Origin of the sequence: Gardnerella vaginalis 1500E (genome assembly GCF_000263595.1) — a bacterium.
Classification (GTDB): Bacteria; Actinomycetota; Actinomycetes; order Actinomycetales; family Bifidobacteriaceae; genus Bifidobacterium; species Bifidobacterium vaginale_E.
Genome location: NZ_ADES01000004.1, coordinates 12,442 through 27,006 on the forward strand (window position 1 = coordinate 12,442; position 14,565 = coordinate 27,006).

Sequence of the window (14,565 nt, forward strand, 5' to 3'; positions counted from 1 at the left end):
TGGGGCATCAAAAGTGCCCCAATATTTTAAATCATTTGTAACAACTGAGAATATAAATATTTGTTTCAGTACACGCAAATATGTGATTAAGGAAGATTTATGGTTAAGTTCGTGATGAATCAGGAATACAGTCCTAAGGCGATGAATCGCGTTCTAACTGTTCCTAATCTTATTAGTTTTCTTCGCATATGCTCAATTCCATACTTAGCTTGGCTTATTACTAAGAATCATATGATTCTTGCTCTGATTGTTTTAGCCATTTCTGCTTTTTCTGATTGTATTGATGGTTATATTGCTAGGCGCTGGAATCAAGTTAGTAAATTAGGTCAAATTCTCGACCCTATAGCTGATCGCCTTCTGATTATTTTCAGTACTATAGCGTTGGCAATTGCAAGAATAATACCGTGGTGGGCGCTTGTATTAGTGGTTCTAAGAGATGTGATTATGGCAGCTTTGGTGGTTCTTTTGGCTCAACACGATTACGGACCGTTACCGGTTAATTTTGTTGGTAAAGCTGGGACTGCTCTTATTATGTTAGCTATTGTGTCTCTTATGATTGTATATGCTGTTAGCACTGAGGCCATGTTTGTGCTGTATGCTGCCGCTATAGCTTGCGGAGTGTGGGGTATCGTACTTTACTGGTATGCCGGTTTGCTTTATTACAGACAAGCCTATGTGCTACTTTCTGGTGCAAAATCTAAGTAAACTATGTAGGTTAATATGACTCAAAATAGTGCATTAGATAACGCTCAGAAAGATTTTGTAGAAGAGAAGTCTGCTAAGACTTCTAACTCTTCTAGCGTTTCTAGTGTCTCTAGCGTTTCTAGCGTGGATATGCCTGAGTCTTTTGCAGCATCGGATGGTATTGCGTTATCGCGTCGTCGCGCACTATTCTCAAAATACTTTACAGGTCTTGAATATCACCATGTTGTTCTAACTGCAGATCGTTTTGCGCATAGTCACGATCGGCGTCGATATATCGATGATTATGCTCTTCGTTTAATTGACGACTTAACCAATCGGCCTGTTGACCCGCTATTTATGGATGCTCGTTTAGGCAAACAGCCTGTTAAACCATGGCACAAGTGGTTTACGCGTATCATTGTTTTTCTTATTTGTATTGCTATTGGGACTGTTGGTAGCCAGTTTGTTCGCAAGCTTCACACGGATCCAAGAAAAGCAATACGCTCTTCTTTAGCGAACGAGTTAGTTGGTTATACGAATCGTTTTGACAAGCTTGTTAAAGAAGTAACTCAGCTTAGAAATAGTGTTGATCATGAATCGCAGCGTATTACAACTGCTGAGGAAGACGAAGTTAGTAAATCCGACGATATGGTTAACGGTACGCATGCTGTTGAAGGAAGCGGAGTTACTTTAACTATTGCAAATCCTCTTTCTGCTAGGTCTGACACAAATAGTGGTTCATTGCCTAGGGAAAATAACGGTGCTCGTATGCGTCTTGTTACCGATAGAGATATTCAAAGACTAGTTTCAACATTATGGGAAGCTGGAGCTGAGGCTATATCTGTTAATGGGCATAGAATTGGCGCTCAAACGTCTATTCGTATTGCTGGTCAAACAATTCTTGTTGGTGTTAATCAAACACAAAGCCCTTACGTTATTGAAGCAATTGGTGACACGAATGAATTAATGCGAGCATTTAATGCAGCAAAACGTGTACGTTGGTATACTTCTTTACTTAACGCAGGTATTAATCCACAAATTTCACCTTCCAGGGTTATAAAACTAAACGCAGCTAGTACAGGTGATATTAATTTTGCTAGCGAAAGAAATAGGAGATAAGCATGGCAGCAATTCTAGGCTTGATTTTAGGCGTGCTAATTGGCATTGTGGTGCGTCCAGATATTCCTATTGTCATTCAACCATATTTGCCAATTATGGTGGTTGCAGCATTGGATGCATTGCTTGGTGCGGCTCGTGCATATTTTGAGCGAAACTTTTCGGATAAAGTTTTCGTTATTTCGTTCTTCTCAAACGTTATTGCAGCGACTTTACTTGTTTTGCTTGGAAACCAGCTTGGTGTAGGCGCTCAATTGCAGACTGCAGTTATTGTTGTGCTTGGTATTCGAATATTCTCGAACGTTTCTGCAATTCGTCGCTTTATTTTCAGGAGTTAATATGCGACCACTGTTTTCTAATGCTTCTCGAGGGGATGACATTATTCATAAAATGCGCAGACAGAATGCTCACGATTCTGAAAGCGATGCAATTCAAACGGGTTCGTTTCCTGCTGTTCGCCGTAGAGTAAAGCCGTCTTTAAGCGGTCATATTACTTACACGCGAATATTTACCGGACTTTTAATGATGCTTCTTTGTGCTCTTTTAGGATTTGCTTATATGATTCAAGTTAATAGAAGCAACTCTTTACTGTATGAAACAATGAGCGAGGAAGAATTAACTCGACTTATAACCGAAACGCATTCTCAAATTCAGAGTCTTGAAATGAGAAAAAGTGAGTTGACCGGTCAGCTTGATTCTTTAAAGCAGGCAGTTAATAAGCAGGATGAGGCGCGAAGAATTGCTCAACAAAACGCACAAGCCAATGGTCTTATTTCTGGTCGTCTTCCAGCTGTTGGAAGGGGTATTATTATACACATTACAGCAGGAGAGAAGGAAAATATTGACGCCGCAACCATGTTTCAGCTTGTGGAGGAATTGCGAAATTCTGGTGTAGAAGTTATGTCTATTAATGATGTTCGCATTGTGACTTCAAGCTATATTTCGCAAACAAAGCATGGGCTTTTATGCGACGGCGTTATGATTGATCCGCCATATATTGTTAAGGCAATCGGAGATCCGCAGAATCTTCAAAATGCTGTTAATATTGCTGGCGGTGTTGGGTCGCGTTTGAAGATTAAATTTGGCTCTTCTGTTTTGGTTTCTGTGCCAGATGAGGTAGAAATTACTGCGACACGCGCGCCAAAACAGTACGAATATGCAAAACCCGTCGAGTAACAAGGTAGAATAGCAAGTATGACTGAACCAATTCCTACCGCTGGCGAAACAACTATTATTGGTATGCCAGCTATTCATATTCCAATGAATACTACTTCGGATCGTCCTTTGCAGCAGGATGATTTTGACACAATATCAAAATTGCTGCCTGGAACCGCATTGTTGATTTCAACCAGGGGAGCGGTTTCCGGTTCTCGTTATCTTCTTGACGAGGATTTGGTGTCAGTTGGTCGCGATTCGCATGCTGACATTTTGCTCGATGATTCAACTGTTTCTCGCTCTCATGCAGTGTTTAAGCGTGTTAACGGCATTTTTAGCATTATTGATGCTGGAAGCTTGAACGGAACTTACGTAAATCGTGAAAGAGTGGATGAAGCTGTGCTTCATAATGGTGATGAAATCATGATTGGTAAATTCCGACTGGTATTTTTCGCTCATGACGCAGTTACAGTCCGATAATTCTTCCGATAATTCTTCTTATGCTGTTCAGGGGGAGCTTTTTGGTTTTTCGCTATCATCTGATCAGCTAGGATATCGCGGTAGCGTTGCTATGAAGGTTGCTGGTATTACTTACCGGCAGTTAGATTATTGGGCGCGTAAAAGCATTATAGAACCTTCGATACACGCATCTAATGGATCTGGTTCTCGTCGTTTATATTCTTTTAAGGATGTTGCGATTATGGCAGTTGCTAAAAGGCTGCTTGATGCTGGCGTGAATTTAGTAAATGTTACGACTGCTATTATTTTTCTCAATCGTTATTCTGAGGATCGTTTGCGCAACATGACGATTATTTGCGACGGCCAGTCTGTTCAAGAATGTGATGAGAATCAAGAAAATATGCGTCGTATGCTTGCTTCTGGTTTCGCTGTATTTGCTATTGCTGTTGGGCGTATTGTGGCGCGTGTAGAAGATGATTTAGCTTTAGAAGCATCTTCTGAAAATACTAAAACAGAAGGCAACAAGAAAATTTCTGGTAAATCTTCATCTAAATCTAATTTAAAATCATCTATTACAAAAACTTCGTTGAATAAGCATAGTTCTTGGAATCTAGTTCAAGAAACGTGGGGATAGTAGGTATTAGTCTACAATTATTGAGTAGCAATTATTATGCGTGGCCTTTTTAAGAGGGAGGATATAGATGCTTTTTACTAATAATATGCTTAGCAATGTTTTAGTTTGCGTTGTAATGGTTTTTTGTTTTGCTCCTTCTTTAATTTTCCTAGTTAGCGAAATTATGTTTCTTATACCGTTTTCTCGTCGAAACAAAAAGATATATAAAGAGAAAAAGTATATTAAAAGTATTGGCGGAGATGTTTCTAAATATAAGCCGTCAGAGCCTATGCCGTTGATTCCGTGGAATGCTGTTGCAGTTTATTTAGCTGGATGGCCTGTTATGATTTTAGCGTTCATAATTAACGAGGTTTGTAATTTTTATCATCTTATTGATAAAGAGACTGTTGATCTTACAGGTTACAGGTTGATTATTCCATTTGAAACTTGTAGTATTTTATGTGCTTTTATTGCTTTAGCTGCAATGATTGGTTATTCAGCGTATGCAGTATCTCAAAATAGAAAAAATAAGTAGCAGCATAAAAGTAAGTTACAAATTATAAAATGAGTACTACTTTTTATGTTTTTTATGCTTTATTTTGCGTATTCTAATCTAATTTGACATAACGTACATTATCGGATAAATATATCAAGTAAATATACTCGAGCAATAAGCTCAAACGACATAAACTGCACAGTAATGTAAAGAAAATGTCGTTTTTTCGTTAAATTTCGACCAAAATTACTCAAGTTTGCGTAGTTTATGTCGCTTTTTTGCAAAAATCCGACTAAAACAGCGCAAGCTTGTAAAGAAAATGTCGCGCGTCTTACAAAAGTCTTATTAAACAATAAGTTAAGCGAAATATTCTAAAACTGCTGTGCTTAATTCGCTTACGTTGTCAATAATCCTGTAAGATTCGTGTGCTTTAAGCTCACCAGGTTCAGCGTAACCCCAAGCGCATCCCAAGCAATCTAATCCGCATTCTTTTGCTCCGTCAGCATCAGTCCAACGGTCGCCAACCATAAGTGCTCTGTCTCCTTGAGACGCATCATAGCCTATTTGATCGAATACGTAGCGAATAACTTGCGCTTTAGTAATACGCGACATATCCCTACTCGCGCCATAAATTCCGTCAATAAGATTATTAAATCCGAAATAATCGCAAATAGGTTTCATTTGATATTCAGGCTTGCATGATGCGGTCGCCAGATAAAAACCTGCTTCGCGCAATTTAATAAGCTGCTCAGGAATACCATCGTATACTTTATTGAGCAAACAACCTGGGATTTTGCTTCCAGGAACGTTCGGATCGTCAAAAGTAGCAATCTCAGAATAATATTTGCGATAAATAGCAAGACCCTGCATCTGCAGATTTTCAGGAACTTTAATTCTTTGGAAGGATTCTAAAATAGATGGTCCTATAAAACGTTGCATTTCAGCATCGTCAGGAATAGGCTGACCTAATTCTTTCAAAGCAAGCTTAGCGCAGGTAATAATTCCTACGTCAGATTTTGTTAAAGTGCCATCAAGATCTAACAGCACAACATTTCGTGAGATTTTTCTCGAGGTCATCGAGCAATCACTCATAGTCAGGAATCCAGCCTTCGTGATGCATTTTCAAACGCTTATCTAGTAAAGTCTTCAATTCGTCTTCACTACGGCGTTCAAGCAACATGTCCCAGTGTGTGCGAGACGGCTTGTTAAAATCGTCGTCAGGACGGTCGTCTTCGCCTTCGCGATGAGCAATTGAACCGCAGCGGCACTCCCATTCTTCAGGAACATCAGCACCTTGAGCAAAAGGAAGTATTGTGCGGTGACCCTTTGGGCACACATATGCAACATCCTCGCGCGCAGCAAAATCTACATTATCGTCAGATTCCAAAGATTTTGCGCCAATGCTCATACCACGTAAACTGCGTTCTGCCATAGTATCTCCTTATTTAGTACTTTATAAAACTACCTAATTGCACGGACTAGCTGTTACAAACGTTACACATCCGAATATGCCACAACGCCACGGTTCATAAGTAATGCAGCTTCGTGAGCGTTAGATGCAAGATTCTTATCGACACCGCTTATAGCTTGTAAATACTCTCCCGCTGCGCAAAGCTGGGTGAGTAAATCAATAAGACGTTTTGCTTGACGAACAAAATCTCCGCCAGTATTGTCGCTATTTTGCAAAATGTCGGCTAAATCTGCTCCCTGAGCCCAATCGTACATAATATCAACCGCACCAAATTCAAGCGGTCTTAAAGATGGAAGATGGGCGTTTGCGCATAATGCGCTAGTACGCATAAACAATTCTTTCATTCTCAATACTGTATTAAATATTGCACCATCTTTTCCGCCTGGATAGCGTCTAGGTTCTCCCCCTGCAGGTCCTCTAGATTCATAAACTAATGCAGACAAGCATGATAATAATTCAAGAGGCGTAAGATTATTAAAAATTCCTTCGCAAATCGCCTCAGCAAAAACAATATCTAGTTCATTATATAGTCTTCGCAACAATTGTCCGCGATCAGTAAGGCATAAAATATTTTGCTTGTTATTATCTTTAGAAGATTGCAAATAATTCAAACTGTACAATACGTCACAAATATGGTCAAAAGTTCGAGCAACAGAACCAGTACGAGATTCATAACGTTCACGCACTTGCTCAAGCTCCTTATGTTCGCGCATCCAATGGTATCCCCAACGTAAATGTTGTTGAATATCTGGGCATGCAGCACAAGGATGCTTTCTCTCTTCTTCGCGAAGCAAAGAAATAGTGTCATCTAGCTTCTTAAAAGCTGCACTTCTTTCAGCATCAGTCTTAAATAAGGTGTGTTTAAGCTTACGACGCTGATCATGCTGAGCTTCTTTAAGTTTCATGCGCAGCTGAAGAAAATCAGCAAAATCTCCCTGTTCACAGTGAAAAGCTTCTTCATATCCTTTAAGAGCTGTTTCAAGTTCGTTCATGCGACTATGTAAACGTTGGGCTGAAGCATTAGCTTCCCACTGTGCAAATGAGCAATCCAAAGTTGTGCGAGCAGTATCCGCATCGCTTGAATGCAGCAAATTAACAGCCATATTAAACGTTGGCACAAAGCTTGAATGTAAAGGATACACTCGCTTACTAGAAAGTGCTGCAGCTTGAGCTGGAATAAAATCAGCATGATCGACTAATACAGCATGACCAATATCGTCAATTCCGCGCCTTCCAGCACGGCCAGTAAGCTGCGTAAATTCGCCTGGAGTAAGAGGAACATGACCTGTGCCATCAAACTTTACTAGCTTTTCTACCACAACGCTTCTTGCAGGCATATTTAAGCCTAAGGCTAGTGTTTCTGTTGCAAAAACAACTTTAATAAGACCGCGTTCAAATAGTGTTTCAACAATATGTCTAAATAATGCAATCATTCCAGCATGATGAGCTGCAAAACCTTGTTCAAGTGAAAACCTAAATCTTTCAAAAGAAAGTGCATGCAAATCTTCTTTTGAAAGTTGATTTGCAACCATGGTGTCAACGATTTTGCGAATTTCATACATTTCATCATCGGAAGTAAGAATTAATCCAGCATTCAAGCATTGCTGAACAGCCTGATCGCAGCCTGAACGAGAAAAAATAAAGTAAATTCCTGGAAGCATCCTCAAGTAATCTAATTCGTCAATAACAGCCCAACGTTTAGGAGTATGGCGGCGAGCAGATTTATCTGATTCGGCCACTCCCCTTCTAACAACACGCTTTTTTCCTTTTCTATAACGGTATTTGCTGTCACTGTATGAATCCTGACGTCTACGAGCGCGATGCTCCCATTCGTTAAGTTTCCTAGTTAATGCAGGATTTACGCGTTTAGTTTCGTTTCCTTTATTGTCGCGATCATACAAATCCAATAATTCAGGCTCAGTTCTGCCATCTTCCTGAATAACAACATGCCTTTCAAGAGGTACAGGCCTGTGCTCATCTACAACCAAATGTGTTGTTCCACGCACAGATTCAAGCCATGCAGAAAAATCTTCCACATTAGAAACTGTTGCAGATAAACCGATGATTTTCACTGTTTTTGGAAGGTGAATAATAACTTCTTCCCAAACTGCCCCACGGAATTTGTCTGCAAGATAATGAATTTCGTCAAGAATTACAAATCCAAGAGAATTAAGCGTAATAGAGCTTTCATACAGCATATTGCGCAAAACTTCAGTTGTCATAACAACAATATCTGCTTCAGGATTTACAGATGTGTCTCCTGTTAGTAAACCAACATTTTTAGAACCGTATTGTTCGCAAAAATCATGATATTTTTGATTACTTAAAGCTTTTATTGGCGTAGTGTAAAAGGCTTTTACGTTACGCTGTTGAGCTAAAAATACTGCAAAATCTGCAACAACAGTTTTTCCTGCACCTGTAGGAGCAGCGACTAAAACATTATTTTCAGCTTCCAGCGCATCAATTGCTTCACGCTGAAAATCGTCTAAATCAAAAGGTAAAGAACGTTCAAAATTTGCGGCCATTGAGTGCTCATGTTTAATAACTTCACGAAAAGCAGCAAAACGTTGAGCAGGAGACAATAAAACGTCACCGTTTTTGCAGTTATCTGTTTGTGAATTATGCAAAATATGCCCCGCGCTATCTTTATTGTTCAAATTGTTTTATGAGCTTTATAGTTTAATATCTTCTTCTCGAAGAGATTTTTCATCCCAGTGCTGCCATATTTTATGATGATTTTCGCGAATTTTTTGATGGTGTTCAAGCACTTTTTCTCTGGTTTTCTCATAGCGTTCTGCAGCTTTTTGAATAGGCAGAGTAAAAAGAGGATCTTTAGGCTCGTCGTCGTTTTCATTAGACTCGTTCAAATCTTCAAACTTAGAGGCAGCACTATCTGTAAAGTTAGCGCAAGTCCTAGCTAGTTTTATTGCGCTTAAAACAACTACAACTATTCCGGCGGAAATCATGCACAGCATAAACACTGTAATGACTAGCCAAATCCACCATGGCATATTACTCCTCCGAGTTCGTGCTATCAGCGTGATTAACGCTTAATTCACGCTGTGCGCGGGCAATAATCATACTGCGCAATGTTTCTGGAGCAACAGCAGTAATGTGGCGAGCATGAGCAATACAAAATGCCACGAACCAAGAATCTGAAGAAACCGTAAGATGAACCTCAACTCCGTTTCCGCAAGGTTTAATAGTAGCTCCAGATAAATTCTTTAAGAAATTAAGCTCTATTTCGTCAGTAGTGAAGCAGGTTTCAGTACCATTGTCAAAACTCCACTTACGAAGCTCGCTAACTGGAACGTCTGGAATTTCTAATTTAGACACAGGCTCCACAACTTCCGCACGCTCGATTCTAGCTACGCGAAGCACCTGCCAAATTCGAGGTAAGCCATTTGCCTTGTTAATAGTCGTATCTTTAGAAACAAACTCGCGCTTATCTTCAGGTGTTTGATTCTCAACATCAGTCCAAACAGCAACGTAGTAAACGCCTTCATCAACATAAATTTTTGAAGGAGCCACAACTTTGCGTCGAATACGGCCAGCTCCATCGGTATACTCCATATCCAACAAAGCGGAGGCATTAATAGCACTACGCACAATCGAGCAATTGCGAGGCTCGATTTCGTAGCCTGTTAAGCTTAGCCAAGGAGTTTGGCCTGGAAGCACGTGGCGGCGAAGACGCTTATACAACGATTCAGCTTGCGCTCGCTGCTCAACTGGCAACAGTAGAGAGTGTGCTAAATAGTTAGCAGATGCGGTTAGCATACTCAAATACTGTTGAGAAATGCCAGCAAGACGCTCCAAACCCAAAGAGTTTGTTGCAGAAACAATGCCCTCGTTTTCAAGAAGAGTCCAATCAATGTCAAAGAATTGGCTGCCTGCCATTTCACCGTCGTCGGAAACAGTAGTAAGCGTATTAATATCTTTGTGAAGAATCGTAACGAAACGACGAAGCTCATCCTCACTCTTTGGCTTTCCAATAAAACGCTCAGCTAGTTCGTTTAATGGGAATTCTTCGCCAAGATGGGCAGATAAGAAAAGCATCAAGCGTAAACGGCGGTCAACTTCGCTGCCAGTTTGGAAGGAAGATCCTTTCTTTGCGTGAGATTTATCTGCTTCAGCATCTTGCGCTTCAGTATTTTGCAAAGGTGCTTCGTTATCTTCTTCGCTATTAAGTTTGTTATTTTCGTTGCATGCTGCAAAATCTACAGCTGCGTGCAAGCGACGGTGGAAAGCGTCAACTGCCTCTTGTGGGCTTACAACGCTTGAGCCTGGATGCTCTAGCACAAACATCGCTAAATCGTCTGCATCTGTATAAGCAACATTTAAGTGTTCTCCGTCAACGTCAACTGTTGCTGCAAAACGACGAGAATCAATAACTTTCACCAAAGAATCAGGAAGCATTTGAGTACCTAAACCAGGCGCAATAGAATCCAAACCTAATCCAGGAATAGGAGTTTGAGGAACTCGTGGAGCTGTGCGAGAAGTACGCTGCTGCTCATGCTGATCCGATTCAATAGAAGAAATAGACATTGAGCGAGCAAGATAATTTGCTGCTGCTAACACTGGCAATTCAGATTGGTCAAAACGTAAACGCACGCGAGGCTCATCGCCTAATTGCAAACGATATGAAGCAAAGTCTTGACCTTCGGACTTCGATGAGTATTCAGGCTGCCTAGACTCGATTGCAATTCCCATAGCAGCTAGTTTTGCGCGATCTCGCTGGAATTGTTTTGCGAATGCTGCTTTGGCTGCTTGGTCAGCAAGCTCACCATAAGAATCTGCGTATGCTTTAACGCGCTGTGCAATTTGCCGCGAAGTCAGCCATTGCGGGAATGCGGAAGACAATACAGCGAGCACATCGAGCTCGTGTTTGCCCCATTTGTCGGAAAAACGTCGCCTTCCGTTGCTTCCTTCTACCATTGGTCCTCACGTATCATGTTTGAAATCTGTTTACTTATGTGTAAGTGCATGCAAAACTTGCAAAATGCGGTTTTATTTGCGCTGCAGTATTACACAACCTTTTCTATTTTAATGGTGTTTTGCGGTACGTGTGGACATTTTTTGAAAAAAGTTACAATAATTCTATATTTTTTGTTCACACAAACACAAACAACGTTGAAAATACGCCATTTTTTCGCGACACGCCATACTAAACCCATGAATCTGGTTCAATTCCTTGCGGTCCAACAAATTCTCCATTTGGAACATAACTTGGCTCACCAGTGTCTTCTAATACTGCGTCAGCAAACATTGATACCTGGTTGCCAAAAGTCCAATCTCCCCTAATTGTAACCGATTTTGCAGCAGCTAAAGCTGGTACGGAGTATGGGAATCTCTCGTTAAAATCGTTTATGTTCTTGTAATAGCGTGGATCCAAATCAATATCTGGGAATATGTAATTTCCATCTTCCATCTCGTAAGAATCAGTAAGATGGAATCTGTCGGATCGCATAATAAACAAGTCATTTGTGGTTTTAACAGGCAAGAAACGCATACGGTCTACTTCCACGCAAAGCGCTTCGTCAAAAAGCGATGCAACAGCGCCCATTGCTGTTTCTAATTGGACTACTGGAGTGCTTGTTTCGTCAGTTGGGTCAACTGTTTTTCTGTTACAAATAACAGGAAGTGGCAAAACTCCATCATGTTCTTCCAGCTTTTTTTGCAACGCGTCAACACGAACCCAAATATTATTCGTATTAAAATATGGATGCTTTTTAATACTTTGCGCACTTCTGCGATCTTCCGGATGAACCTGTGTCATTTCGCGAAGCATTAATCTTCCAGTTTGAGCATCTCGAACAATATGCCCACCTTTTCGATCAGCTTGGGTTCGTTTTGCAACTTCAATCATGATTGGAGCGCCAGTATTTTCAAAATGCTGTGCAAGTGTTCTTGAAGGTCTTGCGCCTAAGTTGTCGGAATTTGAGATAAACAAATACTCAATACCGTGCTCTTTTAAAGTTTGTAATAATTTAGATTCCCACAGAGTTGAAAAAATATCACCATGTCCAGGAGGACACCATTCAAGGCAATGATCTTTTTCGTAAGAAACCGGATCTCCTGTTTCTTCAACAAGTTTAGGCTCTTGATGCTGAATAATTTCAACTGGAATATCTTCCTGAATAAACTTACGATTGCGTTTTAGAACTTGCAAAGTATCGTGAGAAGTGCGGAAAGAGTTCATAAAAATCAGTGGAAGCTCAACTCCTAAACGCTGACGTGCTGTAAGAACCTGACCGATAATAATATCAATAAAGCGCATTTGACGAGCTTTATGTCTGCGAACTGGTAGTAAAGATTTTGCGCAAGACAATCCCATAGAAGTTCCCAAACCGCCGTTCAGTTTAATAAACGCTGTTTTTGCGAATGCGTTCACTGCTTTATCGTGATCAATAGTTTCGTAAATTTCGTGAAAAGTTGGAACGCTTTTAATAGGCTCAATTGTGCTTTCGCGAATAAACTCCCCTGAATTATCCCCAGATTTATTTACGCTCCAAACGTTATACAAGTGCTCAAATTGTTCAATAGCAATTTCGCTCATTCCTTGTTCGCGCATCTTTGCAGCGGACAATTCAAACGCGCCATCCATGTATTAGCCTCCTTGTATGTATGTGGCCATAAATAGTTTATGACCTTAATAGTTTAGCTACAAAAAGCGTAGTCAGCAACTAAAGTCACTAACTACGCTTCCTAAATTTTGCTACAAATTTTAGCTACAAGCTAAGCTTTTGGATTATCTTTTTTAATATCTTTATGATTATCCTTTGGCTTGTTTTTTGATTTGTTGTCAAAATTGTTTTGAGCATTCTTAAGATTTCCTTCTGTCTCGTCGCCAGTTTTTAAGTGATGCTCATCATAGCCTTGTATGTAGCGAGTTCTACGCCAATGATGGATAGAAGCGTTAGTTCCACGGTGATGGACGTGATACTTACGAGGAGTACCGCCATAAGGCAATTCCTTAACCTCGTTAGCCACAGCCATCTGGTTCACGTTAGAAGGATCCATAATAGCAATTGGTGCAACAGGGTCTGCCTCTGTTGGAGCCGCAGTGCGATTCTTCAAGTGAGCTGGGAGCCATTCTGCAAACCAAGATAGCGCAAGGCAAATCAGGAAGTATATAACTGCTGCCACGCTTAAAGTTTGCAAAATATTAAAGTACATTGATCCAAGTCGACGAGATTCCTGGAGTAAATCAGTGTACATAATAATCGAACCAAGAGCAGTATCCTTCAAAACAACAACAAGCTGAGTTACTGCAGCAGGCATCATAGCAATAATAGCCTGTGGCATTTCGATTTGTGTAAGAGATTGGTATTCGCTTAAGCCTAATGCTAACGAAGCTTCGCGTTGTCCGTTTGGCAGATTACCAACGCCTGCTCTAACAAGCTCGGCAACAACGGAGCCGTTGTACATAATCAAAGCTAGAACTACAGCCCAGTATGATGCCTCTTTCATGCCAGAAAGTGCAAATGCTCTCCACAAGAAAATCATAAGCATTAATACTGGTACGGCTCGGCAGAACTCAACTATTACTGCAGAAATACTACGAATAATGAAATTAGGTAAAAGACGGCACAATCCAAAGAATAAGCCGAATATTATGGAACCTACTACAGCAAGCATGGAAGCTTTCAAAGTCATCCATAATCCTGGAAGATAGAAATCAACCCATGCTTCAGATTCAATAGCTGGATTCCACAATACCCAAGAAAGCTGGTTTTCTCCTTCTGGTGGATTGCTAAGTCGCATTAGTACAGCAATAACGAATACAGCAAACACGCAGGCTGCAATAATATTTGCTACTCGAATCTTCCTAAGAGCTTTAGGACCTGGAGCGTCAAATAATAATGATTGTTCACGTTGTTTAGCCATCACTATCACCTTCTTACAGCAAGCTTGTTAGACAGATACGTTGTCAAAATTCCAATAGGAATAATGAGGATGATGTATCCTAAGGCGAATATTAAGAAGATTGGTACGATTAAATCCGCATGCTTCTCAATCATTTCGCTCATCATTGTTGAAGTTTCTGTTGCAACAGATGCTGCTGCAGCAACTGTAGAGTTTTTAAGCAATGCAATAAAAGTGTTACCCAAAGGTGCTACAGATCCGCAGAATGTTTGTGGCAAAATCACTTGCGTTGCCGACTGGAAGAAGTTTAATCCAAGAGCGCGGCAGGCTTCAGCTTGACCAACAGGAACAGTGTTAAGTCCGGATCTTAAAGATTCGCACACAAACGCTGCCGTATATAGTGATAATCCAGCAATTGCAAGCCAGAAGAAATTCACTTCAAAAATTGGTGAGAAACCAAGCTTAAGCTGAGCGTACACGCCTAACACCATGAAAACCATGATGATTGTAAGAGGCATGTTTTTAAAAAGCTCAACGTAGGCAGTTGCAACCATGCGTAAAGAAGCCACAGGGCAAATGCGCATCGTAACAAGTATTACACCAATTATTGTTGAAAACAGTACACTCCATAAGGTGATTTCAATATTGACCAAGAATGCTCCTGGAATATTGTAGGAGGTAAAAAGTTGCACGAAATCTTGCATA

General features: G+C 40.5%; 15 protein-coding genes. 7 read left to right on the forward strand and 8 right to left on the reverse strand.

Features of this window, described 5'->3' with window-relative positions:
* Nucleotides 1-99: 99 nt before the first annotated feature.
* The 7 genes from CGSMWGV1500E_RS04970 to CGSMWGV1500E_RS04940 all read left to right on the forward strand — a co-directional run bounded on the left by CGSMWGV1500E_RS04970 (nucleotide 100) and on the right by CGSMWGV1500E_RS04940 (nucleotide 4,562).
* Nucleotides 100-705, forward strand: coding sequence for a CDP-alcohol phosphatidyltransferase family protein (locus CGSMWGV1500E_RS04970; protein WP_004126852.1), 606 nt, complete (start codon nucleotides 100-102; stop codon nucleotides 703-705).
* A gap of 15 nt (nucleotides 706-720) precedes the next feature.
* Nucleotides 721-1,803 carry a DUF881 domain-containing protein gene (locus tag CGSMWGV1500E_RS04965; protein ID WP_004126855.1) on the forward strand — a complete coding sequence of 361 codons (1,083 nt, stop codon included), beginning with the start codon at nucleotides 721-723 and terminating at the stop codon, nucleotides 1,801-1,803.
* Nucleotides 1,804-1,805: 2 nt separating this feature from the next.
* Nucleotides 1,806-2,138 carry a small basic family protein gene (locus CGSMWGV1500E_RS04960; RefSeq protein ID WP_004126858.1) on the forward strand — a complete coding sequence of 111 codons (333 nt, stop codon included), beginning with the start codon at nucleotides 1,806-1,808 and terminating at the stop codon, nucleotides 2,136-2,138.
* A 1-nt stretch (nucleotide 2,139) separates the two neighbouring features.
* Nucleotides 2,140-2,976 (forward strand): DUF881 domain-containing protein, encoded by an 837-nt coding sequence (locus tag CGSMWGV1500E_RS04955; RefSeq protein WP_004126861.1) that lies wholly within the window; start codon nucleotides 2,140-2,142, stop codon nucleotides 2,974-2,976.
* A gap of 18 nt (nucleotides 2,977-2,994) precedes the next feature.
* Nucleotides 2,995-3,435, forward strand: a complete 441-nt coding sequence (locus CGSMWGV1500E_RS04950; RefSeq protein WP_004126864.1) for an FHA domain-containing protein — start codon at nucleotides 2,995-2,997, stop codon at nucleotides 3,433-3,435.
* Nucleotides 3,413-4,048: a MerR family transcriptional regulator gene (locus CGSMWGV1500E_RS04945; protein WP_004126867.1), complete on the forward strand. Its 636-nt coding sequence runs from the start codon at nucleotides 3,413-3,415 to the stop codon at nucleotides 4,046-4,048. Before CGSMWGV1500E_RS04950 ends, CGSMWGV1500E_RS04945 begins: the two co-directional genes overlap by 23 nt.
* A 67-nt stretch (nucleotides 4,049-4,115) precedes the next feature.
* Nucleotides 4,116-4,562 (forward strand): hypothetical protein, encoded by a 447-nt coding sequence (locus CGSMWGV1500E_RS04940; RefSeq protein ID WP_004126870.1) that lies wholly within the window; start codon nucleotides 4,116-4,118, stop codon nucleotides 4,560-4,562.
* A gap of 318 nt (nucleotides 4,563-4,880) precedes the next feature.
* Here CGSMWGV1500E_RS04940 and CGSMWGV1500E_RS04935 read toward each other — a convergent pair whose 3' ends face one another.
* The 8 genes from CGSMWGV1500E_RS04935 to CGSMWGV1500E_RS04900 all read right to left on the reverse strand — a co-directional run bounded on the left by CGSMWGV1500E_RS04935 (nucleotide 4,881) and on the right by CGSMWGV1500E_RS04900 (nucleotide 14,564).
* Complete coding sequence (locus CGSMWGV1500E_RS04935; RefSeq protein WP_032843392.1) at nucleotides 4,881-5,600, reverse strand: HAD hydrolase-like protein; 720 nt, start codon at nucleotides 5,598-5,600, stop codon at nucleotides 4,881-4,883.
* Between the two features lie 7 nt (nucleotides 5,601-5,607).
* Nucleotides 5,608-5,955, reverse strand: a complete 348-nt coding sequence (locus tag CGSMWGV1500E_RS04930; RefSeq protein ID WP_004126876.1) for an RNA polymerase-binding protein RbpA — start codon at nucleotides 5,953-5,955, stop codon at nucleotides 5,608-5,610.
* 62 nt (nucleotides 5,956-6,017) lie between these two features.
* Nucleotides 6,018-8,651: a DEAD/DEAH box helicase gene (locus CGSMWGV1500E_RS04925; RefSeq protein ID WP_004126879.1), complete on the reverse strand. Its 2,634-nt coding sequence runs from the start codon at nucleotides 8,649-8,651 to the stop codon at nucleotides 6,018-6,020.
* Nucleotides 8,652-8,666: 15 nt separating this feature from the next.
* The gene (locus CGSMWGV1500E_RS04920; protein WP_004126882.1) at nucleotides 8,667-9,005 is read right to left on the reverse strand and encodes a hypothetical protein; all 339 of its coding nucleotides are present in this window, start codon (nucleotides 9,003-9,005) and stop codon (nucleotides 8,667-8,669) included.
* Between the two features lies 1 nt (nucleotide 9,006).
* Nucleotides 9,007-10,929: a helix-turn-helix transcriptional regulator gene (locus CGSMWGV1500E_RS04915; protein ID WP_004126884.1), complete on the reverse strand. Its 1,923-nt coding sequence runs from the start codon at nucleotides 10,927-10,929 to the stop codon at nucleotides 9,007-9,009.
* Between the two features lie 229 nt (nucleotides 10,930-11,158).
* Entirely contained in the window at nucleotides 11,159-12,598 is a 1,440-nt protein-coding gene (locus CGSMWGV1500E_RS04910) for a UTP--glucose-1-phosphate uridylyltransferase (protein WP_004126886.1), read from the reverse strand.
* 131 nt (nucleotides 12,599-12,729) lie between these two features.
* Nucleotides 12,730-13,881 (reverse strand): amino acid ABC transporter permease, encoded by a 1,152-nt coding sequence (locus CGSMWGV1500E_RS04905; RefSeq protein ID WP_004126888.1) that lies wholly within the window; start codon nucleotides 13,879-13,881, stop codon nucleotides 12,730-12,732.
* Nucleotides 13,882-13,886: 5 nt separating this feature from the next.
* A complete protein-coding gene (locus CGSMWGV1500E_RS04900; protein ID WP_004126890.1) occupies nucleotides 13,887-14,564 on the reverse strand; it encodes an ABC transporter permease subunit in 678 nt (225 codons plus the stop codon).
* Nucleotide 14,565: the final 1 nt, after the last annotated feature.